Origin of the sequence: Pseudomonas sp. NY15435, from assembly GCF_048068295.1 — a bacterium.
Classification (GTDB): Bacteria; Pseudomonadota; Gammaproteobacteria; order Pseudomonadales; family Pseudomonadaceae; genus Pseudomonas.
Genome location: NZ_JBLUQA010000006.1, coordinates 100,962 through 123,590, shown reverse-complemented (window position 1 = coordinate 123,590; position 22,629 = coordinate 100,962). Strand labels below are relative to the sequence as shown.

The window sequence follows — 22,629 nt, the reverse complement described above, 5'->3', positions numbered from 1 at the left end:
ATTCTTCTTTGCCCGGACACGCAGCACGTGATCCCTGGGCACGGCCTGAGCCCCACTTCACCTCAGGATTCCCATGACTACCGCGCAAGAAACCCGCTCCGGCAGTTGGCTGAACGTCATCGCCCTGGCCATCGCCGCTTTCATCTTCAACACCACCGAGTTCGTCCCGGTGGGCCTGCTCAGCGACATCGGCGCGAGCTTCGACATGCGTCCGGAACAGACCGGGCTGATGCTCACGCTCTACGCCTGGGTCGTGTCGCTGGCCTCGCTGCCGCTGATGCAACTGACCCGCAACATGGAGCGCCGCCGCCTGCTGGTGGTGATCTTCTGCCTGTTCATCGTCAGCCATGTGCTCTCGGGCTTCGCCTGGAACTTCACGGTGCTGATGATCAGCCGCTTCGGCATCGCCTTCGCCCACGCCGTGTTCTGGTCGATCACCGCATCGCTGGCCGTGCGGGTAGCACCACCGGGCCAGCAGGCGAAGGCGCTCGGCCTGCTGGCCACCGGGACCATCCTGGCGATGGTGCTGGGCATTCCGCTCGGGCGCATGCTCGGCGAGGCGCTGGGCTGGCGCACGACCTTCCTCACCATCGCCGGCGTTTCGGTGGTCGTGGTGCTCTGGCTGGCCCGTGCCCTGCCGCTGCTGCCGAGCCAGAATTCCGGCTCGCTGCGCAGCCTGCCGCTGCTGTTGCGGCGCCCGGCGCTGGTGTCGATGTACGTACTCACCGTGCTGGTGATCACCGCGCAATTCACTGCCTATAGCTACATCGAACCCTTCGCGCGGGAGATCGCCGCGCTGGACAGCCACAAGACCACGCTGCTCCTGCTGCTGTTCGGCGGCGCCGGGATGTTCGGCTCGATCCTCTTCAGCCGCTACAGCGAGCGCTTCCCACGCGCTTTCCCATGCATCGCGATTGCCGTGCTGGGGGGCTCGCTCCTGCTGCTGATGCCACTGGCCCACTCGCCGACGGCGCTGCTGGGCCTGAGCCTGTTCTGGGGCGCGGCGATCCTCTGCTTCGGCCTGGCGCTGCAGGCCAAGGTACTGCAACTGGCCCATGACGCCACCGATGTGGCCATGGCGATGTTCTCCGGCCTGTACAACGTCGGCATCGGCGGCGGCGCGCTGCTGGGCAGTCGCGTGGCGGTGGGCATGGGGCTGGAGTGGATCGGCTATGTCGGCGGTGCGCTCGCCGTGGTCGGCCTGCTGCTGTGCCTGTTTGCCTGCTGGCGCTATGCGGCGACGCTGAGCGGCCACACCTCGCGTTGATCGCCCAACGCCGGATTCGCCAACCAGCGTAGGAGCGGACTTTGTCCGCGATAGGTTCGTATCGCGCCGGAGGGCATCGCGGACAGGTCAGCACGGAGCCATGATCTGTAGGAGCGAGCTTGCTCGCGAACCCGCCCGATACCCACAAGCATCAAAGGGTTCGCGAGCAAGCTCGCTCCTACAAAAAGCCAATTCCTGCGTCACAAAAAGGCCGCGCCCCCTTCCGGGAGCGCGGCCTTTTCGTTCAGCTGAGGATCAGCAGCTGGTCACGGGAGTGCCTGCCGGCTGAGTAGCCTCGGCGTATTCCGCCTCGGCTTCCTCGAAGCGCTGGATCATGGCCTTCGACGGTGCCGAGCCGATCAGGCTGAACACCACGATGGAAACGCTGGAGAGGATGAAGCCCGGGATGATCTCGTACAGGCCGAGCCAGCCGAACTGCTTCCACACGATCACGGTGACCGCACCGACGATGATGCCGGCCAGCGCGCCATTGCGGGTCATGCCTTTCCACAGTACGGAGAACAGCACCAGCGGACCGAAGGCGGCGCCGAAGCCGGCCCAGGCGTAGGAGACCAGGCCCAGTACGCGGTTTTCCGGGTTGGCGGCCAGGGCGATGGACACCAGCGCCACCAGCAGCACCATTGCGCGACCGACCCACACCAGCTCGAGCTGGCTGGCGTTCTTGCGCAGAAAGGCCTTGTAGAAGTCTTCGGTGAGCGCCGAGGAGCACACCAGCAGCTGGCAGCTCAGGGTGCTCATTACCGCGGCGAGGATGGCGGACAGCAGCACGCCGGCGATCCACGGGTTGAACAGGATCTTCGCCAGTTCGATGAAGATGCGCTCGTGGTTCTCGCCCACGGCACCGGCCTGCTCCGGATGCGCCTGGAAGTAGGCGATGCCGAAGAAGCCCACGGCGACGGCGCCGCCCAGGCAGAGAATCATCCACGCCATGGAGATGCGGCGGGCAGCCGGGATCGACTTCACCGAATCGGCGGCCATGAAGCGCGCCAGGATGTGCGGCTGACCGAAGTAGCCCAGGCCCCAGGCCATCAGCGACAGCACGCCGACAAAGGAAGCGCCCTTGAACATGTCGAAGTTGGCCGCATCCTTCAATTCGATCGCGGCAAAGGCCGGATCGATACCGCCAGTGGCGAGCAGCACGAAGATCGGGGTAAGGATCAGCGCGAAGATCATCAGCGACGCTTGCACGGTGTCAGTCCAGCTCACCGCCAGGAAACCACCGACGAAGGTGTAGGCGATGGTCGCGGCAGCACCGGCCCACAGCGCAGTCTCGTAGGACATGCCGAAGGTGCTTTCGAACAAACGGGCGCCGGCAACGATGCCGGAGGCGCAGTAGATGGTGAAGAACACCAGGATCACCAGCGCGGAGATGACGCGCAGGATGCGGCTGTTGTCCTCGAAGCGGGTGCTGAAGTAGTCCGGCAGGGTCAGCGCGTTGCCATTGTGCTCGGTGTGCACACGCAGGCGGCCGGCGACGAACAGCCAGTTCAGGTAGGCGCCGCAGATCAGGCCGATGGCGATCCAGCTTTCCGAGATGCCCGACAGGTAGATGGCGCCCGGCAGGCCCATGAGCAGCCAGCCGCTCATGTCCGAGGCGCCGGCCGACAGTGCGGTGACGAAGCTGCCGAGGCTGCGGCCACCGAGGATGTAGTCGGAGAAGTTGTTGGTCGAACGATAGGCGGCCAAGCCGATCAGAACCATGGCCGCGATGTAGATCACGAAGGTGATCAGTGTTGGCGTGTTGACGCTCATGGGGACTCCCCTACAGCTTGTTTTTATCCAGGTTCGCGGGGTATCGCGGACCCTTGACTGGCAGCCGGCGTGGTTGACGCCGACCGGTTAGCGCTTGCTCACAGGCAAACCGGGTTGCGCGTGATACCAAACAGGCACCGAACCGCTACGCATCCCGACGCAGGCACACCCTCGTCCTTGCTGGCGTCTTCCTGCAGCCACCGTCTCACCACGGCGACCTCCGTCCCGCCTTCACCGGTAAGCGAAGTGCGGGCCGTTTCCCGGGCTGGGCCCGGTGATCCTTCAAGCGCCGAGATCGGCGCCAACACCCCGGCAATGCGTGACGCGCCGTCCCATGGACGGGCAGCACTGCTGGCCGAAGCGATTCGAAACTGTGTTCAGGCGCGCATGGAGATGCGGCAGGGGGTGGCCGGCGCGCGAGGGCGCGGATTGTACAGAAAGTGGGCGATGCGGTTGCACCGGCCCGACCGGTGACGGCGCAAGGCCACGGGCGGGCGCTGCAGGCCGGGCCGTGGAGAGGTGTATGCGGCCAGGTGCGGGCGCGCTACAGGCAAAGACAAAACCGGTGATGGGCATGCTGCCCCTCCCGCGTATCGAGCTGGCTGTTGTTCTTGGTCTGACCGGGTTGCACCTTGGAACACCAGCAACGCGGTGGGCGGACTCTATGGGTTGCACCCTGCGAATTTCTTGCTGAAAGCTCTGGAGTTCTTGCAAAAGACTCCGGCACCTGCAGGTCGAAAATTGACCGTACGATCAGCAATCAGGAGTGGCGCAGGCTAGCGGATTCAAGAGCGGCGCAGGCTGCCCGGGGTCAATCCCAGGTAGCGGCGCATGGCCGTGGTCAACGCGCTCTGGCTGGAGAAACCGCATTCCCCGGCGACGCCGACCAACGGCAGGTCGGTTTCGCGCAGCAGACGCGTGGCGCAATCGAGGCGCTGACGCAGCAAATACTGGTGCGGGGTCAGGCCGACGCGATCCTTGAACTGCGCATGGAAGTGACTGGGGCTCAGGCACGACACCTGCGCCAGCTCGGCCACGGTAATGCGCCGGGACAGATGAGCGGCGATATAGCCATCCAGCCGCTCCAGATCCAGCGGCCCGTTGCGCGGCGCGCGATCCTCACCGAACAGCCGCAGGTGCAGCGCCCGCAGCAGCACGCCGCCCAGGGCGCGGGCCAGCAGCGGGTCATCGCCGTAGCGGGCGATCTCGGCGCCGGCGTAGCTGAGCAGGTTCTGGAAGTCCGCATCCAGGGTCGGGTAGCGCGGCGCCTCGAACAGCCGCGCCAGCAGTTCGCGGTCCTGCTCGCCAGTGCCGGCCTCGTCGAGATCGACGATCAGCATGCGGTTGTCGCCCAACCCGGCGAACTCGTGCCCGACATCCCCCGGCACCAGGCACGCGCGCATGCGGCAGACCTCGCCGCCCGCGCCGCCAATCTCGAATTCCGCGCGGCCACTGAGGGACATCACCAACTGGTGATGATCGTGGGCGTGCTGATCGGTCTGGTCGGACAGTGTGGCGAGGCGGGTATCGAACATGGCACTGGGTGATCAAATTTTGAGCATGGTACGGGATTCGGCCCAACCTGCCCAGCGCACAGGTGCAACCAGGCGCAACTCCAGCGACGTGAAAGCACCAAAGCATCTAAGCCAGAAAATATTGCTAACCGATGGATATGTTATGTTATAACAAATAACACATTCCAATTCCCCCTTCCCGCCGCCTGGCATATCCCTGACCACCTGGGAGGGGCTCGCTTTGCCAGAAGAAAAACCAGGAGTTCGTCATGCCCCCATCCCTTCCCCGCCCGCGTTGGCGTTTCGCACCGCTGGGCCTCGCCCTCTGCGCGGGTGCGCCCTCGCTGGCCGATGCCGCCCCCACCGAACTGGAGCCCCAGGTAATTACCGCCAACCCGCTGGGCGACGCATCCCCTGCCGCGCCCAGCAGCGTGTTGTCGGGCGACGAGCTGACCCTGCGGCAGAAAGGCAGCCTGGGTGAAACCCTCAACGGGACGCCAGGCGTGTCCTCCACCTGGTTCGGCCCCGGCGCCAGCCGCCCGGTGATCCGCGGCATGGACGGCGACCGCATTCGAATCCTGCGCAATGGCGTGGGCGCGCTGGACGCCTCCTCGCTGTCCTACGACCACGCCGTGCCGGAAGACCCCAATGTGGTCGAGCGCATCGAAGTGGTTCGTGGCCCGGCCGCCCTGCTCTATGGCGGCAACGCCATCGGCGGCGTGGTCAACAGCTTCGACAACCGCATCCCCAGCGAACCGGTGGATGGCATCCACGGCCAGGGCGAGCTGCGCTACGGCGGCTCGGACACCACCCGCAGCGCCGCTGGCGCGCTGGAAGCCGGTGACGGCGCCTTCGCCCTGCATCTGGACGCCGGCTCCCGCGAGTTCAACGACCTGCGCATCCCCGGCTACGCCCACTCGGCACGCCAGCGTCAGACCGATGGCGACGACTCCAAGCACCGTGTGAACAACAGTGACGGCCGCCAGGACAGCGGCGCCATCGGCGGCAGCTACCACTGGGACCACGGCTATGCCGGCCTGTCCTATAGCGGCTACGACAGCAACTACGGCTCGCCTGCCGAAGACGACGTGCGGCTGAAGATGCAGCAGGACCGCTACGCCTTCGCCTCGGAAATCCGCGACCTCGAAGGCCCCTTCAGCTCAGTGAAGCTGGACGCCGCCTACACCGAATACCAGCACAAGGAAATCGAGGACGGCGAGACCGGCACCACCTTCAAGAACGACGGCTACGAGGCGCGCATCGAAGCGCGGCATAAACCCATCGGCCCGCTGGACGGCGTGGTCGGCGCGCAGATCGCCAACAGCCGCTTCTCCGCGCTGGGCGAAGAAGCCTTCGTGCCGCACACTGAGACTGACAGCGCGGCACTGTTCTTCCTGGAGAACTGGCAGGCCACCGAACGCCTGGCGCTGAACCTGGGCGGCCGCGCCGAGCACACACGCATCGACCCGAACGCCAAGGACAATGAGCGCTTCGCCGAGAATGACGGTTCGCGCAGCTTCACTGCAGGCAGCCTCTCCACGGGCGCGGTGTACAAGCTGACGCCGATCTGGTCGCTGGCGGGCACTCTGGCCTACACCGAGCGGGCACCGACCTTCTACGAGCTGTATGCCAACGGCGCCCACGCCGCTACCGGCACCTATGAAGTGGGCGATGCCGACGCAAGCAAGGAAAAAGCCGTCTCCACCGACCTCGCCCTGCGCTTCGACAGCGGCCGCCACAAAGGCAGCGTCGGCGTGTTCTACAGCCGCTTCTCCAACTACATCGGCCTGCTGGCCAGCGGGCGCTATCGCGACGAGGAAGGCGAGGTGGTGGCAGCCGGAGACGACGAGGCCCTGCCCGAGTACCTCTACAGCGGTGTGAAAGCGGACTTCTACGGCGTCGAGGCACAGGACCGCATCCACCTGCTGGACAGCCCCTACGGCCGCTTCGACCTGGAACTGTCCGGCGACTACACCCGCGCCAAGAACAAGGACACCGGCGAAGCGCTACCGCGCATCGCCCCGCTGCGCCTGAACAGCGCGCTGCTGTGGGAACTGCAGCAGTGGCAGGCGCGGGTCGACGTGGAGTACGCCGCCGACCAGAACCGCGTGCCGGAGAACGAACTGCGCACCGACGGCTATACCACCCTCGGCGCCAGCTTCGGCTACCGCTTCGACCTGGGCGACAGCCGCTGGTTGGCCTTCGTCAAGGGCGAGAACCTGACCGACCAGACCGTGCGCTACGCCAGCTCGATCCTGCGCGACAGCGTGCCGGCTGGCGGGCGTGGCATCCAGGCGGGGGTAAAAGTGGCGTTCTAAAGGCTACGGCCGACGCCCGGCGAAATCCCGGGCGAACTGCGCGGCGATCCGCCCGGACCGCGACCCGCGATGGGTCGCCCAGCGGATCGCCGCCTGCTCCCACTCCTCCTGCGCTCCGCCGCCCAGGCCGTGGTATTCCAGCCAGCGCGCAACCGCCTCCAGGTACTGCTCCTGGCTGAAGGCATAGAAAGATATCCACAGGCCGAAGCGCTCGGAAAGCGAGATCTTCTCCTCCACCGCTTCGCCCGGGTGCAGCTCGCCGCTCTCGCTGCGCTGGAAGGACAGGTTGTCCTCGGCGCGCTCGGCCAGCAGGTGGCGGCGATTGGACGTGGCGTAGATCAGCACGTTGCCCGACTGGCCGGCGACCGAGCCATCAAGCACGGTCTTCAGACCCTTGTAAGCGGTCTCGCCATCCTCGAAGGACAGGTCGTCGCAGAACAGCACGAAGCGCTCCGGGCGATGGCGCAGCAAGTCGATGATTTGCGGCAGATCGGCCAGGTGCTCCTTGTCCACCTCGATCAGGCGCAGCCCCTCAGCGTGGAAAGCGTGCAGGCAGGCCTTCACCAACGAACTCTTGCCGGTGCCACGGGCGCCGGTCAGCAGCACGTTGTTGGCCGGTCGGCCGGACACGAACTGGCGGGTGTTCTGCTCGATCAGCGCCTTCTGCCGGTCGACATTGCGCAGGTCATCGAAGGCAATCAGTGCCGGTTCGACCACCGGTGTCAGGCGCGGCTGGCCCTGGCGGTACTCCCAGAGGTGGGCGATGGCGCTGTCTTCCAGCGCCAGCTCGGCGCGGGTCGGCAGGGATTCTTCGAGCAACCGGGCGATACGCGCCAGTTGCTCGGTGATGGAGGCCAGTGCGTTTATGGAAAGCTCGGTCATGGCGGGATCATCGAAGCAGATGGGGACTGTTCAGCAGCCTAACGATGGAGGAAAGTGGTCGTCTAACGACAAACAGGCATCCAGATGCGCAAAAAGGACATTCCGACCCAGCCGCTGGAAAACCATGGCAATGAACGGGCCGCCAGCCCGGTAGCAGCCATCGCTCTGGACTTCCCCGATGGCCATCAGGTGCCAGCGCACAGCCATCATCGCGCGCAACTGCTCTACGCCGTGCGCGGCGTGCTGGTGGTCGGCAGCGCCAGCGGCCAGTGGGTGGTGCCGGACAACCGGGGGCTGTGGATACCCGGCGGCGTGGAACACTGGACGCGCATGGTCGGCGACGTTCAGGTGCGCACCCTTTATGTCGAACCGGGCAGCGCCCCGCATCTGCCGCCGGACTGCTGCGTGCTGGCGGTCTCGCCACTGCTGCGGGAACTGATCCTGGCGGCGCTGTCGATCAGTGGCGAGGTCACCCCGGATTCCCGCGACGGCCGCGTCCTTGGCCTGATGCTCGATGAACTGCGCGAAGACCCCATGCTGCCGCTGCACCTGCCGCTGCCCGCCCATCCGCGCCTGCGCGCACTGTGCCAGGCCATCCAGGCGCAACCCGGCGACAGTGCCGGCCTTGCCGACTGGGCGGCGCGGCTGAATGTCGACAGCAAGACGGTGCAACGCTGGTTCTGCACCGAAACCGGGCTGACCTTCGGCCAATGGCGCCAACAGGCACGCCTGCTGGCCGCGCTGGAACGCCTGGCCCTGGGCGAGAGCGTGCTGAGCGTGGCACTGGAAGTGGGCTACAGCACGCCCAGCGCCTTCAGCGCCATGTTCAGCCGCCAGTTCGGCCGGCCGCCCAGCGATTTCCTGCGCCCGCGCCGCTAATCCCCTCGTAAGCTCCGATCGTAAACAATCGGCCGCAACATCCTCGGACACATCCGCTGAAACGATGGGATTGAAACCCTGCTCCGGTTTCCCCATCTAGACTGTCATGTTCAATCAGTCAGGTGCCTCATGAGCGACCACGACGAGATTCACGATATCCACAGCGCCGAAGAGGTCAGCAATACCGGGCTGGTATTGCCGGGGCAGAACCTGCCGACCACGGTCTATGTCATCCCGATCCACAACCGCCCGTTCTTCCCGGCGCAGGTGCTGCCGGTGATCGTCAACGAGGAGCCGTGGGCGGAGACGCTCGAACTGGTCGCCAAGACCGAGCACCACAGCCTGGCGCTGTTCTTCATGGAGAACCCGCCGGAAGATCCCCGCCACTTCGACCCGGACAGCCTGCCCGAGCACGGCACGCTGGTGCGCGTGCACCACGCCAGCCGCGAGGGCGGCAAGCTGCAGTTCGTCGCCCAGGGCCTGTCGCGCGTGCGCATCCGCGGCTGGCTCAAGCGCCATCGCCCGCCCTTCCTGGTGGAAGTGGAATATCCGCACACGCCCAGCGACCCGAGCGACGAGGTGAAGGCCTACGGCATGGCCCTGATCAACGCGATCAAGGAACTGCTGCCGCTCAACCCGCTGTACAGCGAAGAGCTGAAGAACTACCTCAATCGCTTCAACCCCAACGACCCGTCGCCGCTGACCGATTTCGCCGCCGCGCTGACCACTGCGCCCGGCTCCGAGCTGCAGGGCGTGCTGGACACCGTGCCGATGCTCAAGCGCATGGAGAAAGTGCTGCCACTACTGCGCAAGGAAGTGGAAGTCGCGCGCCTGCAGAAGGAGCTGTCCGCCGAGGTCAATCGCAAGATCGGCGAGCGCCAGCGCGAGTTCTTCCTGCAGGAACAGCTGAAGATCATCCAGCAGGAACTGGGCATCACCAAGGACGACAAGAGCGCCGACTCCGACGAATTCCGCGCACGCCTGGAAGGCATGACCCTGCCCGACCAGGCGAAGAAACGCATCGACGAAGAGCTGAACAAGCTGTCGATCCTGGAGACCGGCTCGCCGGAGTACGCCGTCACGCGCAATTACCTCGACTGGGCGACCTCGGTGCCGTGGGGCTTGATGGGCGTCGACAAGCTCGACCTCAAGCACGCGCGCAAGGTCCTCGACCGGCACCATTCCGGCCTGGAAGACGTGAAGGACCGCATCCTCGAGTTCCTCGCGGTCGGCACCTTCAAGGGCGAGATCGCCGGCTCCATCGTGCTGCTGGTGGGCCCGCCCGGCGTGGGCAAGACCAGCATCGGCAAGTCCATCGCCGAGAGCCTGGGGCGGCCGTTCTACCGCTTCAGCGTCGGCGGCATGCGTGACGAGGCGGAGATCAAGGGCCATCGCCGCACCTACATTGGCGCCCTGCCCGGCAAGCTGGTGCAGGCGCTGAAGGACGTCGAGGTTATGAACCCGGTGATCATGCTCGACGAGATCGACAAGCTCGGCAGCAGCTACCAGGGCGACCCCGCCTCGGCGCTGCTGGAGACGCTCGATCCGGAGCAGAACGTGGAGTTCCTCGACCACTATCTGGACCTGCGCCTGGATCTGTCCAAGGTGCTGTTCGTCTGCACCGCCAACACCCTGGACTCCATCCCCGGCCCGCTGCTGGACCGCATGGAAGTCATTCGCCTGTCCGGCTACATCGCCGAAGAGAAGCTGGCCATCGCCAAGCGTCACCTGTGGCCCAAGCAGCTGGAAAAGGCCGGCGTGCCGAAGAATCGCCTGTCGATCAACGATGCCGCCCTGCGCGCAGTGATCGAGGGTTACGCCCGCGAGGCCGGCGTGCGCCAGCTGGAAAAAGTGCTCGGCAAGCTGGTGCGCAAGTCGGTGATGAAGCTGCTGGAAGACCCGGATTCGGTGGTGAAGATCGGCGCCAAGGACCTGGAGGAATACCTCGGCACGCCGGTGTTCCGCACCGAGCAGGTGCTTTCCGGCGTCGGCGTGATCACCGGCCTTGCCTGGACCAGCATGGGCGGCGCGACGCTCCCCATCGAGGCGACGCGCATCCATACGCTCAACCGTGGCTTCAAGCTCACCGGGCAACTGGGCGACGTGATGAAGGAGTCGGCGGAGATCGCCTACAGCTACATCAGCTCGAACCTGAAGAAGTACGGCGGCGAGTCGAACTTCTTCGACCAGGCCTTCGTCCACGTGCACGTGCCGGAAGGCGCCACGCCCAAGGACGGCCCCAGCGCCGGCGTGACCATGGCCAGCGCCCTGCTGTCCCTGGCGCGCAACCAGGCGCCGAAGAAAGGCGTGGCCATGACCGGCGAACTGACCCTCACCGGCCAGGTGCTGCCCATTGGCGGGGTGCGCGAGAAGGTCATCGCGGCGCGCCGGCAGAAGATCTTCGAGCTGATCCTGCCCGAGCCCAACCGGGGGGACTTCGAGGAGTTGCCGGAGTACCTGAAGGAAGGGCTGACGGTACATTTCGCCAAACGCTATGGGGACGTGGCGAAGGTGCTGTTCCCGAGCTGACTTGCGCCCCCCTGCGGCGCATTCGACCTGTAGGAGCGAGGGGACGCCTAGTTCTTGCTCGCGAATAACCTCCGAAGCGGGGGAAGGTTCGCGAGCAAGCTCGCTCCTACATGAAAGGCATACCCGCGCTCTGGTTCTGGCTCTGACTCTGGCTTCAGTGATTTCCAGAGAAACCACCACACACTCCGAACTGCCCCGTTTCAGGAGGCCTCGTTGAGGCGGAGTTTCAGGGTTTGAGCGACATGGATGTCGCGAGAGCGGCGATGGGCCAGGGATGGCCCTTCGCCGCGCGCCCCTGAAACTTCGCTTCAACGAGGGTATTTTTCGCGCCAAGCGAAAAACCGGATGGAGGGGCAAGACCTTTGCCTACTTTGGGTGGGGCGGCCATCCGTCATTTGCCAAAGTAGGTCGCCCGAGGGGGCGAAACCCAATACATCCGAGCAAACCGAAGCGGCGCAGAGGCACCTAACGACACACAAGGCGAACACAGTCCGCTTGAAACCCCGATTGCGTTATCCTGCGGCCCAACCTGTCCCCACTCAGGAGCCGTCATGCCGTCGTACCGCTCATTGCTGCCCCTCTCCCTGGCCCTGCTCGCCGGCTGCGCCGGGCAGCCCAAACCCGTGGTCACCCTGGAAGACGCCAGCGACTGCAAGCCGCTGAAACTGCACACCGGCCAGGAGCTGGTGCTGATCCTGCCGAGCAACCCCACCACCGGCTTCCGCTGGGAAATGCGCAACGCCGCCAACGGCCTGCTGCGCCCGCTCGGCCCGGAGGTCTACAGCAACCCGGAAGACGCAGGCCTGGTCGGCAGCGCCGGCGAATCCACCTGGCGCTTCCGCGTGACCGCTGCCGGCGAGGACAAGCTGGAACTGGCCTACCGCCGCCCCTGGGAAGCCGAAGTCGCCCCCGCGCAGACCTTCACCTGCCCCATCGCCGTGAAGTAACCCGCCGAGCCCGGCGCCATAAGCCGCTCGCGCTGACGCCTTCGGCCTGTAAGCCAGGCGCCGGCCTGCGGCACAGTGGCCGTTCATTTCCTCGGGAGGGAACCCCATGCGCTGGGCACTCTTGGCACTGATCGGCGGTGTCGCCTACCTGTTCGCCGTCACCTTCGACCTGCCCGTCCTGCGCATGCTGTGCAAGCCGCTGCCGGTCCTGGCCATGCTTTTCTGGATTCTCGGCACGCCCGCCGACGGCTACCGCCGCTGGGTCGCCATCGGCCTGGTGCTGTCGATGCTCGGCGACATCCTGCTGGAATGGCCGATCAACGCCTTCGTGCCCGGTCTCGCCGCCTTCCTGCTGGCTCATCTCGCTTACCTGGTCGCCTACCTCGGCGACACGCGCCGCTTCGCCCCGCTCGGCCTGCTGGTCGCAGGCGCCCTGGGTGGTGGCCTGTTCGCCCTTCTCCATAGCCGCGGTCTCGGCCCGCTGCTGTTACCCATTGCGCTGTACAGCCTGACCATCAGCGCCATGCTCTGGCGTGCCATCGCCCGTCTCGGCGTGCCCTCTATCGCCAATGCCAGCCGGCTACTCGCCGCGCTGGGTGCGTTGCTGTTCGTCAGCTCCGACTCGATGATCGGCATCAGCCGCTTCGTCGCCGCCTTCGACGGCTCCTCTTACGCCATCATGCTCACCTACTGGCTCGGCCAGTTCGGCATCGCCGCGTCCGTCACATCCCGTCATATCGCTCTGCCATACTCGGAAGGACAAACCACTTCCCGGGTCTGACATGCTGCGAATCGCTTCACCGCTGCTGCTCCTGTGTTCGGCACTGGCCAGCGCCGAACCCCTGCGCCTGGCCGGCGACGACTGGTGCCCCTATCTCTGCCCGGACGATCCGGACAAGCCCGGCTACCTGCTCGAAGCCCTCGGCCAGGTGCTGCCGCAACCGCCGCTGTTCGAACCCCTGCCCTGGCCGCGCGCCCTGCAGATGGCCCGCGAGGGGCTGGTGGATGGCGTAGTCGGCGCCTACAGCGAAGAGTCCGAGGAGTTGCTGATCGGCGAAGAGCCCATCGGCTGGGTGACCATGCGTTTCTACGTGCGCAACGACAACCCCTGGACCTGGCAAGGTCCGACCTCGCTGAGCAGCCAGTCCATCGGGCTGGCTCAGGGCTACTCCTACGGCAAGGAACTGGACGCCTGGCGCGACGAGCACCTATCCAACCATGAACAGGTTCAGGTACTCAGCGGCGAGAAAGTCCTCGAACGCAATATCCAGAAGCTGCTGCTGGGGCGCATCACGGTGCTGCTGGAGGACAGTCAGATCGTCGAGCATTACCTGCATCGCCACGGCCTGTCGGCGAGCATTCAAGCAGCCGGTGAGCTCGCCGATAAACGTCCCATGTACGTCGCCTTGAATCCTCGCCTGGATGGCGTGCAGGACCGCCTGGCCGATCTCGACGAAGGCCTGCGAGAACTGCGCCGCAACGACCAGTGGAAACCCCTGATGCAGGGTTACGGAATCGCCGTTGACTAGCCCTGCGAAGGCGTGAGAAAAGTCCGGCAGAGCCCTCTGTCATCGGCTATAGATCAATTAATAAGAGACTGGGAAAAGGGGAGCTCCATGCGTGCAGTAGTTCGCTCGATGTTGTTGCTGGGAGCCTGCCTGACGCTCTCTGCCTGTGGCAGCCTGCTGCCCAGCGAACGCGCGGAAGTGCAATCACCATTCCTGGATTACCAGGATGCACAGAGCCGCTACAACCAGGTCGACCCTGGCAAGACCACCAAGTCGCAGCTCTACGCGCTGGGCTTCGATCCGCTGTCCCAGGGCAACGCCAAGATGCTTTCCTTCATCGACGTGCGCCTGCTATTCGTGCAGCCCAACATTCCCATCGACTACCTGCCCGACGGCCTGGTGACGTGCCTGCAGGCCAAGGATCGCTGCATCGGCTACGCCTTCGACTTCAACAAGACCGACAGCCAGCGCGTGGGCAGCTTCTGGGCCGACATCTTCAACTTCCGCAAGCGCCGCCAGGTGCAAGGCTGGTCGTTCCGCCCGGTGTTCGTGCTGATCGACGACGTGGTCGTGCACAAGACCAGCAACGGCGAGCCGAACATCCGCCGCATGGAAGACAAGAAGAACCCCCTCGGCCCGCTGCAGGGCGCCGGCGAATACTTCTCCGACCAGCTCAAGTGACCCTTATCGGCTGAAGCTTGGGCGCACCCCGCGCCTCGGCTACAATGCGCGCCCCGGCAGACCGGGCGCGCCGCGCCTGGTTGCCTGTTCAGCGTAACGAGGCCCCATCCAGCGTGAGCGAATCCGACCGCATCTTCGCCCAGCCGCAAACCCAGGTTCCCGACTTCACCTTCAACGAGGACGTGGTGCGCGTCTTCCCGGACATGATCAAGCGATCGGTGCCGGGCTACCCCACCATCGTCGAGAACATCGGCGTGCTCGGCGCGCGCTTCGCCACGCCGAACAGCGTGCTCTACGACCTCGGCTGCTCGTTGGGCGCCGTGACCCAGGCGCTGCGCCGCCATGTGAAGACCGAAGGCTGCCGCGTCATCGGTGTCGACAACTCCGCACCGATGATCGAGCGCTGCGGCGAATACCTGCGCGCCCAGGACGCCATGCACCAGGAACTGCTGCCGGTCGAACTGATCGAGGCGGACATCCTGAAGCTGGACCTCAAGCCCTGCTCGCTGATCGCGCTGAACTTCACCCTGCAGTTCATCGCCCCTGAACAACGCCTGGAACTGCTCACCCGCCTGCACAGCGCCCTGCTGCCCGGCGGCGCGCTGATCCTCTCGGAAAAACTGCGCTTCGCCGACGAGCAGGAGCACGAACTGCTCACCGACCTGCATATCGACTTCAAGCGCGCCAATGGCTACAGCGAACTGGAAATCGCCCAGAAGCGCACCGCCATCGAGAACGTCATGCGCCCCGACACCCTGGAGACCCACCGCGAGCGCCTGCTGGCCGCAGGATTCTCAAAGGTCGTGCCCTGGTTCCAGTGCCTCAACTTCGCTTCCCTGATTGCCCTGCCATGATCGAACGCTTCGACCTCGACCGCCTGCGCCTTGAACTGGCCGGCACGCCACTGGAATCCTGGGCCGCCTCGCTGCCCGCGCAACTGGCCAGCAAGGTCGACGATGGCCACGGCGATCTCGATCGCTGGCTGGCCGCGGTGGATCGCCTGCCGGCGCTGCAAGCCGCTGCCGTCGAATTGCGCGAGCGCTTCAATCTGGAAGGCGCCTGCGACGAAGCGACCCGCGATCAGCTTACGCTGGCGTTGCAGGGACTGATCCCGTGGCGCAAGGGGCCGTTCAACCTGTTCGGCGTGCACATCGACACCGAATGGCGTTCGGACTGGAAATGGGATCGCGTTTCGCCGCACATCGACCTGATGGGCAAGCGCGCCCTCGATGTCGGCTGCGGAAACGGCTATTACCAGTGGCGCATGCTTGGCGCTGGCGCGCGCAGCGTGGTGGGCGTGGACCCGAACTGGCTGTTCTTCTGCCAGTTCCTCGCCATGAAGCGCTACCTGCCGGACCTGCCTGCCTGGCATCTGCCCTTCGCCCTGGAAGACCTGCCCGAGAAGCTGGAAGGCTTCGATACGGTGTTCTCCATGGGCGTGCTCTACCATCGCCGCTCGCCCATCGACCACCTGCTCGCGCTCAAGGACTGCCTGCGCCGTGGCGGCGAACTGGTGCTGGAAACCCTGGTGGTGGAAGGCGACGTGAACACCGTGCTGGTGCCCGAGGACCGCTACGCGCAGATGCGCAACGTGTGGTTCCTGCCATCGGTGCCGGCACTGGAGCTATGGCTGCGCCGTGCGGGCTTCACCGATGTGCGCAGCGTGGATATCAGCCGCACCTCGGTGGAGGAACAACGCGCCACTGAGTGGATGCGCTACCAGTCGCTGCCGGACTTCCTCGATCCGAACGACCACAGCCGCACCCTCGAAGGCCTGCCGGCGCCGCTGCGCGCCACCCTGGTCGCGCGCAAGCCGTAAGTCTCGACAGGTTCGCGAGCAAGCTCGCTCCTACGAAGAGCACTGCTCCTTGTAGGACCGAGGGGGGCGCCTAGCCCTTGCTCGCGAACCACCCTCAATCAGTGGCGTAGGGCGTACAACCGCTCGCGGTTGTACGCCGTCTGGCAGCCGGATCAGCGATTGGCCGCCGCCACGATCAGCGCCTTCATCTCGGCAACCGCCTGCTTGAAGCCCACGAACAGCGCATGGGCGACAATCGCGTGGCCGATGTTCAGCTCGTTGATCCCGGCAATGGCCGCCACCGGCTCGGCATTGTGGTAATGCAGACCATGGCCGGCGTTGACGATCAGCCCGTGGGACAGACCGAACTCCACGCCATCGCGGATGCGCGCCAGCTCATGGGCGGCTTCGGCCGGGTTGTGGGCGTCGGCATAGCGACCGGTGTGCAGCTCGACGGCCGGCGCACCGATGCGCGCAGAGGCCTCGATCTGGCGCTGATCCGGGTCGATGAACAGCGACACTTCACAACCGGCAGCGGCCAGGCGCTGCACCGCTTCGCGGATACGCGCTTCCTGGCCGGCGACGTCCAGGCCGCCTTCGGTGGTCAGCTCCTGGCGGGTCTCCGGAACCAGGCAGACATGGGCCGGGCGGATGATCTCGGCGAACTTCATCATCTCCTCGGTAACACCCATCTCGAAGTTCATCCGCGTCTGCAGCACTTCGGCGAGCACACGTACGTCGCGGTCCTGGATGTGCCGGCGATCTTCGCGCAGGTGCACGGTGATGCCGTCGGCGCCGGCTTCCTCAGCGTCCAGCGCAGCTTTCACCGGGTCGGGATAACGGGTGCCGCGGGCCTGGCGCAGGGTGGCGACGTGGTCGATGTTCACGCCGAGCAGGATACGGTTGGCTTCAGTCACGGGAGTTGTCCTTGCGATTCATGAAGAGCTCGCGGCTGACCAGCGGTCGGCCGCCAAGATGGGGCGCCAGGGCCTGGCGCATCAGGCGCTTGGCCGCCGCCAGGGCGCCGGGAGCGCTCCAGTCGGCTTCGGCCATGGCCAGCAGATCGGCACCGTGGAACAGGCCAGGCTGCAGACTGCCGACCGGTTCCAGGCCGGAGTCGGGCAGCAGGCGATAGAGACCGTCCGGGGCGACGCTCTGGCCGACGATATCGGTGTCCAGGGAAAAACCATAGCCCAGGTCGTCCAGCAACCGCCATTCGAAGGAACGCAGCAGTGGCTCCAGCGGACTACCGGCGGCCAGCAGCGGCAAGGTCGCTCGGTAATGCTCGAAGAGCGCAGGATGCGGGTCTTCCGCCGGTAGCAGGCGAACCATCAGCTCGTTCAGGTAGAGGCCGCTGAACAGCGCCTCGCCACTGAGCAGATTGGGAATGCCATTGGGCTCCAGCCGCACGACGTTCTTCAGATCGCTGCGCCCGCGGAATTCGGCCTCCAGCGGCACGAACGGGCGCGCCAGAGCCCCCGCCTTGCCCCGCGCGCCACGCAGAACGGCACGCAACCGTCCCTGCGGGGTGAAGAAATCCACCAGCGCGCTGGTTTCCTTGTAGGGACGGCTGTGCAGGACGAAGGCGGCTTGGGCAGTGGAAGCGAGGCTCATGGCGCTGCGCCTGGAGTGGGAGTCGAGAGACGGGCGCGCTCAGGCGCCCGGAGGCTGCGCCCCGCGAAAGCTCGCGGGGCAACAAGGATCAGAGGTCGCCGTAGCCCAGCGAACGCAGTGCGCGCTCGTCGTCGGACCAGCCGCCCTTCACTTTCACCCAGAGGTTGAGCATGACCTTGGAATCGAACAGTACTTCCATGTCCTTGCGCGCGTTCTGGCCGATGCTTTTGATGCGCTCGCCCTTCTCGCCGATGATGATCTTCTTCTGGCCGTCGCGCTCCACCAGGATCAGCGCATGGATGTGCAGAATCGGACCATCCTGCTTGAACTCTTCGATCTCCACGGTGACCTGGTACGGCAGCTCAGCGCCCAACTGGCGCATGATCTTCTCGCGCACCAGCTCGGCAGCCAGGAAGCGGCTGCTGCGGTCGGTGATCTGGTCTTCCGGGAAGAAGTGCTCGCTCTCCGGCAGACGCTCGGCCACCAGGCCTTCGAGCACATCGAGGTTCTGCCCGTGCTGGGCGGAAATCGGTACGACCTCGGCGCTGGGCAACTGCTCAGCCAGCCACTGCAGGTGCGGCAGCAACTCGCCCTTGTCTTCCATACGGTCAACCTTGTTCACCGCCAGCAGGACCGGGCAGCTCACGTACTTGACCTTGTCGTAGACCATCTGGTCTTCGTCGGTCCAGCGGTTGCGGTCGACGACGAAGATCACCACGTCGACGTCCTTCAGCGCGGCGCTGGCCGAACGATTCATGTAGCGGTTGAGCGCTTTGTCGTTGTCCTTGTGCAGGCCGGGGGTGTCGACATACACCGCCTGCACGTCACCCTCGGTCTTGATGCCCAGCAGGGTATGGCGAGTGGTCTGCGGCTTGCGCGAAGTGATCGCCAGCTTCTGCCCGAGGATGTGGTTGAGCAGGGTCGACTTGCCTACGTTGGGGCGGCCGACGATGGCGACATAACCGCAACGAACGGCTCCTGCTTCATCGTGCTCGGATGGGTCGTGCTGGTCTTGCTCGTGCTCACTCATGGCCATTCTCCACGCCCAGGGCTGCCAGGGCGGCGGCAGCGGCCACCTGCTCGGCGATGCGGCGACTGCCGCCGTGACCGTGGGTCTTGTCATTCAGCAGGGCCACCTCGCATTCCACGAAGAAAGTGCGGCAATGCGGTTCGCCCTGGATATCCACCACGTCATAACGCGGCAGTTCGCACCCGCGGGACTGCAGGAATTCCTGCAGGCGGGTCTTGGGGTCCTTGTTGGTATCCACCGGGGTCAGCTCGCGCAGTTGCGGGCCGAGCCAGTCCATGATCCGCTCACGGGCGGAATCCATGCCGGTGTCCAGATAGATGGCACCGATCAGCGCCTCCATGGCGTCAGCCAGGATCGACTCACGGCGATAACCGCCGCTCTTCAGCTCGCCCGAGCCCAGTCGCAGGTAATCGCCGATTTCGAAACCACGGGCCAGCAGGGCCAGGGTCTCGCCTTTCACCAGTCGCGCACGCAGACGCGACAGCTGGCCTTCGCGGGCCTGGGGGAAGTGGGTGAACAGGGCTTCGCCGATGACGAAGTTGAGGATGGCGTCGCCGAGGAACTCCAGGCGCTCGTTGTTGCGCCCGGCGAAACTGCGATGGGTCAGCGCCAGGACCATCAGGTCCTGGTCGCGGAAGGTATAGCCAAGCTTGCGCTCGAGTCGATCCAGACTGTTGTTACTCACGGCATTCGTACACGGAATTCTTTGTCAAATTTGACCACCAGGTCGATGTTCTGGACCAGTGGCTCGCGTTTTTCGTACTTCAGGTGGGCGCGGAACTCGTTGTTCTCGAGTTGCACGTCCAGCGCATCTTCCAGTTTCAGGTCGCGGATGTTGTTGAGCATCAGCGCCTTGTCCACGTAGGAGTAGAACTCCGGAACGGTGCGCACTTCGGCGGCCTTGTCAGTCTCCACCGAGGTGATGGCCTTCTCGATGGCGTAGTAGTCCAGGTAGTGCGGAATGACTTTGAACGCGGCGCTGGCGACAAACGCCACGATGGCGAGCACGACCAGCCAGCCCAGCAACGACATCCCCTTCTGCGAACGTGCGTACGTCATATCGACCTCATGTCGGTATCTTTCTTATTTGCCCGCCAGCCGCGGCAGGTCCAAGTGAAGCGGGGCTGCCTCGCTCCCCGCGTGCAGCCCCGCTCTTTTCTAGCATCGCTCCAGCCGTGCCGGCCTGGACCGTCTCACAAGTTTAGTGAATCACGCCGACTCGCGAGAAATTCGGCAGATTGCGCATTTTCGGGTCCGGCCAGCTCATCCAAACCGCGAACGCCTTTCCGACGATATTGCGGTCCGGAACCATGCCCAGCAGGTCCTTCGGAATCTTCGGATCGTTCCAGTAGCGGCTGTCGTTGGAGTTGTCGCGGTTGTCGCCCATCATGAAGTAATGGTCGGCCGGCACTTTCCACTGCTTGCCCGGCTCGATGCGGAAGCGGGTCATTTCCTTGCGGATCATGTGCTCCACGGCACCCAGCTTTTCCTGGTACAGGGTCACGCTGCCCAGGGTGCCCGGCTCTTCGCCCACCAGCGACTCGGCCACGGCCTGGTCGTTGATGTACAGGCGCTTGTCGCTGGTATAGCGAATGGTGTCGCCCGGCACGCCGATAACGCGCTTGATGTAGTTGATGTTCGGATCGCTGGGATAGCGGAACACCATGACATCGCCACGCTGCGGGTCACCCACCGGGATCACCTTGGTGTCCAGCACCGGCAGGCGAATGCCGTAGGCGAACTTGTTCACCAGGATGAAATCGCCCACTTCCAGGGTCGGTTTCATCGAGCCCGACGGGATCTGGAAGGGCTCGACCAGAAACGAACGCAGCACCAGCACGATGAACAGCACCGGGAAGAACGATTTGCCGTACTCGACGAGTACCGGCTCCTTGTTCAGCTTTTCCAGCACTTGCGGGTCAGCTTCGCTGACCGAACCTTCATAGGCGGAAATGGCTGCCCGGCGGCGCGGTGCGAACAGCACCAGGTCCACCAGGGCGAGAACGCCGCATACCGCGACGGCAATCACCAGCAACAGCGGGAAATTCAGGGTCATAGGGTTCAACTGTCCACTTTGAGCACAGCGAGGAAGGCTTCCTGCGGAATCTCCACGCTACCGACCTGCTTCATCCTTTTCTTACCGGCTTTCTGCTTTTCCAGCAGCTTGCGCTTACGGCTCACATCACCACCATAGCACTTAGCCAGCACGTTCTTCCTGAGCGCCTTGACCGTCGAGCGGGCAATGATCTGCCCACCGATGGCCGCCTGAATCGCGACATCGAACATCTGCCGCGGAATCAATTCCTTCATCTTCTCCACCAACTGGCGGCCCTTGTACGGGGCGTTGTCGCGGTGGACGATCAGGGCGAGGGCGTCAACCTTCTCGCCGTTGATCAGCACATCGAGGCGAACCAGGTTGGCCGGCTCGAAGCGGTCGAAACTGTAGTCCAGCGAAGCATAGCCACGGCTGGTGGACTTCAGGCGGTCGAAGAAGTCCAGCACCACTTCGTTCATCGGCAGATCGTAGATCACCTGGACCTGGCCGCTGAGGAAGTGCATGTCGCGCTGGACGCCGCGCTTCTCGATGCACAGGGTTATGACGTTGCCCAGGTGCTCCTGAGGCACAAGGATGGTCGCGCGGCAGATCGGCTCGCGCATCTCGTCGATGGACGAAAGGTCGGGCAGCTTGGACGGGTTGTCGACATAGAGGATGTCGCCGTTCTTCTGCACGATCTCGAAGATCACGGTCGGCGCGGTGGTGATCAGGTCCAGGTCGTATTCGCGCTCCAGGCGCTCCTGGATGATCTCCATGTGCAGCATGCCGAGGAAGCCGATGCGGAAGCCGAAGCCCAGGGCCTCGGAGCTTTCCGGCTCGTACTGCAGCGCGGCGTCGTTCAGGGTCAGCTTCTGCAGGGCTTCGCGGAAGTCCTCGAAATCATCGGAACTGACCGGGAACAGGCCGGCATAGACCTGCGGCTTGATGCGTTTGAAGCCCGGCAGCACGCCCACGTCGGGAGTGTTGTTCAGGGTCAGGGTATCGCCCACCGGCGCGCCAAGGATGTCCTTGATGCCGGCGATGATGAAGCCCACTTCACCGGCCTTGAGGTCCGGAGTCTCGGTGTGCTTCGGGGTGAAGACGCCGACGCTGTCCACCTGGTGGACCTTGCCGGTGGACTTCACCAGAATCTTGTCGCCTTTCTTCACGCGGCCGTGCTTCACACGCACCAGCGAGACCACGCCCAGGTAGTTGTCGAACCAGGAGTCGATGATCAGCGCCTGCAGCGGTGCGTCGATCTCGCCTTCGGGCGCCGGAATGGCAGTGACCAGGCGCTCCAGCACATCTTCCACGCCCATGCCGCTCTTGGCCGAGCAGGCTACGGCGTCGGTGGCATCGATGCCGATGATGCTTTCGATTTCGTCCTTCACGCGGTCCGGGTCGGCCTGCGGCAGGTCCATCTTGTTCAGGACCGGCATCACTTCCAGGCCCTGCTCGATGGCGGTGTAGCAGTTGGCGACCGACTGCGCTTCCACGCCCTGGCCGGCATCCACCACCAGCAGCGCGCCTTCGCAGGCGGCCAGCGAGCGGCTGACTTCGTAGGTGAAGTCGACGTGCCCGGGGGTGTCGATGAAGTTCAACTGGTAGGTCTTGCCGTCCTTCGCCTTGTAGTGAAGGGTGACGCTGTGCGCCTTGATGGTGATGCCGCGCTCACGCTCCAGGTCCATGGAGTCCAGTACCTGGGCCTCCATCTCGCGGTCGGACAGGCCGCCGCACATCTGGATGAAGCGGTCTGCCAGCGTCGACTTGCCATGGTCGATGTGGGCGATGATGGAGAAATTGCGGATATGACTCAGGTCACTCACGGCGAACACACTCGGAAGGCTGAAGGCG

At 64.8% G+C, this 22,629-nt stretch carries 20 protein-coding genes; 10 read left to right on the top strand and 10 right to left on the bottom strand.

From position 1 onward, the window contains the following. The first annotated feature begins 73 nt into the window (after positions 1-73). The gene (locus tag ACNFH5_RS15955; protein ID WP_416747514.1) at positions 74-1,267 is read left to right on the top strand and encodes a sugar transporter; all 1,194 of its coding nucleotides are present in this window, start codon (positions 74-76) and stop codon (positions 1,265-1,267) included. Between the two features lie 255 nt (positions 1,268-1,522). Here ACNFH5_RS15955 and putP read toward each other — a convergent pair whose 3' ends face one another. Together putP and ACNFH5_RS15945 are read right to left on the bottom strand one after the other, a co-directional pair. Further along, positions 1,523-3,040, bottom strand: a complete 1,518-nt coding sequence (putP, locus tag ACNFH5_RS15950; RefSeq protein WP_416747512.1) for a sodium/proline symporter PutP — start codon at positions 3,038-3,040, stop codon at positions 1,523-1,525. Positions 3,041-3,825: 785 nt separating this feature from the next. Next, positions 3,826-4,575 carry a helix-turn-helix domain-containing protein gene (locus ACNFH5_RS15945; RefSeq protein ID WP_416747510.1) on the bottom strand — a complete coding sequence of 250 codons (750 nt, stop codon included), beginning with the start codon at positions 4,573-4,575 and terminating at the stop codon, positions 3,826-3,828. Between the two features lie 248 nt (positions 4,576-4,823). Between ACNFH5_RS15945 and ACNFH5_RS15940 the strand changes: the two genes are divergently transcribed. Then, positions 4,824-6,872 (top strand): TonB-dependent receptor, encoded by a 2,049-nt coding sequence (locus ACNFH5_RS15940; RefSeq protein WP_416747508.1) that lies wholly within the window; start codon positions 4,824-4,826, stop codon positions 6,870-6,872. A gap of 3 nt (positions 6,873-6,875) precedes the next feature. Here ACNFH5_RS15940 and ACNFH5_RS15935 read toward each other — a convergent pair whose 3' ends face one another. Continuing rightward, positions 6,876-7,754 (bottom strand): ATP-binding protein, encoded by an 879-nt coding sequence (locus ACNFH5_RS15935; protein WP_416747506.1) that lies wholly within the window; start codon positions 7,752-7,754, stop codon positions 6,876-6,878. Between the two features lie 84 nt (positions 7,755-7,838). Between ACNFH5_RS15935 and ACNFH5_RS15930 the strand changes: the two genes are divergently transcribed. The 8 genes from ACNFH5_RS15930 to cmoB all read left to right on the top strand — a co-directional run bounded on the left by ACNFH5_RS15930 (position 7,839) and on the right by cmoB (position 16,117). Beyond that, positions 7,839-8,633 carry an AraC family transcriptional regulator gene (locus ACNFH5_RS15930; protein ID WP_416747504.1) on the top strand — a complete coding sequence of 265 codons (795 nt, stop codon included), beginning with the start codon at positions 7,839-7,841 and terminating at the stop codon, positions 8,631-8,633. 129 nt (positions 8,634-8,762) lie between these two features. Then, positions 8,763-11,162, top strand: a complete 2,400-nt coding sequence (gene lon, locus ACNFH5_RS15925) for an endopeptidase La (protein WP_416747502.1) — start codon at positions 8,763-8,765, stop codon at positions 11,160-11,162. A gap of 551 nt (positions 11,163-11,713) precedes the next feature. Beyond that, on the top strand, positions 11,714-12,109 hold the full coding sequence (locus ACNFH5_RS15920) for a protease inhibitor I42 family protein (RefSeq protein ID WP_416747500.1): 396 nt from the start codon (positions 11,714-11,716) through the stop codon (positions 12,107-12,109). 106 nt (positions 12,110-12,215) lie between these two features. After that, on the top strand, positions 12,216-12,890 hold the full coding sequence (locus tag ACNFH5_RS15915) for a lysoplasmalogenase (RefSeq protein WP_416747498.1): 675 nt from the start codon (positions 12,216-12,218) through the stop codon (positions 12,888-12,890). Position 12,891: 1 nt separating this feature from the next. After that, complete coding sequence (locus ACNFH5_RS15910) at positions 12,892-13,638, top strand: substrate-binding periplasmic protein (RefSeq protein ID WP_416747496.1); 747 nt, start codon at positions 12,892-12,894, stop codon at positions 13,636-13,638. Positions 13,639-13,725: 87 nt separating this feature from the next. Beyond that, complete coding sequence (locus ACNFH5_RS15905; RefSeq protein ID WP_026078837.1) at positions 13,726-14,298, top strand: hypothetical protein; 573 nt, start codon at positions 13,726-13,728, stop codon at positions 14,296-14,298. A gap of 113 nt (positions 14,299-14,411) precedes the next feature. After that, positions 14,412-15,152, top strand: a complete 741-nt coding sequence (gene cmoA, locus ACNFH5_RS15900) for a carboxy-S-adenosyl-L-methionine synthase CmoA (protein ID WP_416747493.1) — start codon at positions 14,412-14,414, stop codon at positions 15,150-15,152. Then, on the top strand, positions 15,149-16,117 hold the full coding sequence (cmoB, locus tag ACNFH5_RS15895; RefSeq protein WP_416747491.1) for a tRNA 5-methoxyuridine(34)/uridine 5-oxyacetic acid(34) synthase CmoB: 969 nt from the start codon (positions 15,149-15,151) through the stop codon (positions 16,115-16,117). The genes cmoA and cmoB overlap by 4 nt, the downstream gene beginning before the upstream one ends. 152 nt (positions 16,118-16,269) lie before the next feature. On the opposite strand, the gene pdxJ is transcribed toward cmoB, so the two are convergent. From pdxJ to lepA, 7 genes are all read right to left on the bottom strand, one after another. Then, positions 16,270-17,013, bottom strand: coding sequence for a pyridoxine 5'-phosphate synthase (pdxJ, locus tag ACNFH5_RS15890; RefSeq protein WP_017517398.1), 744 nt, complete (start codon positions 17,011-17,013; stop codon positions 16,270-16,272). After that, positions 17,006-17,710, bottom strand: coding sequence for a DNA repair protein RecO (gene recO / locus ACNFH5_RS15885; RefSeq protein ID WP_416747489.1), 705 nt, complete (start codon positions 17,708-17,710; stop codon positions 17,006-17,008). The genes pdxJ and recO overlap by 8 nt, the downstream gene beginning before the upstream one ends. A gap of 88 nt (positions 17,711-17,798) precedes the next feature. Beyond that, on the bottom strand, positions 17,799-18,740 hold the full coding sequence (gene era, locus ACNFH5_RS15880; RefSeq protein WP_416747487.1) for a GTPase Era: 942 nt from the start codon (positions 18,738-18,740) through the stop codon (positions 17,799-17,801). After that, the gene (gene rnc / locus ACNFH5_RS15875; RefSeq protein WP_017517395.1) at positions 18,733-19,425 is read right to left on the bottom strand and encodes a ribonuclease III; all 693 of its coding nucleotides are present in this window, start codon (positions 19,423-19,425) and stop codon (positions 18,733-18,735) included. The genes era and rnc overlap by 8 nt, the downstream gene beginning before the upstream one ends. Next, entirely contained in the window at positions 19,422-19,799 is a 378-nt protein-coding gene (locus tag ACNFH5_RS15870) for a DUF4845 domain-containing protein (protein ID WP_416747484.1), read from the bottom strand. Before ACNFH5_RS15870 ends, rnc begins: the two co-directional genes overlap by 4 nt. A 142-nt stretch (positions 19,800-19,941) precedes the next feature. After that, positions 19,942-20,796, bottom strand: a complete 855-nt coding sequence (gene lepB, locus ACNFH5_RS15865; RefSeq protein ID WP_416747482.1) for a signal peptidase I — start codon at positions 20,794-20,796, stop codon at positions 19,942-19,944. Positions 20,797-20,801: 5 nt separating this feature from the next. Continuing rightward, the gene (lepA, locus tag ACNFH5_RS15860) at positions 20,802-22,601 is read right to left on the bottom strand and encodes a translation elongation factor 4 (RefSeq protein ID WP_416747480.1); all 1,800 of its coding nucleotides are present in this window, start codon (positions 22,599-22,601) and stop codon (positions 20,802-20,804) included. Positions 22,602-22,629: the final 28 nt, after the last annotated feature.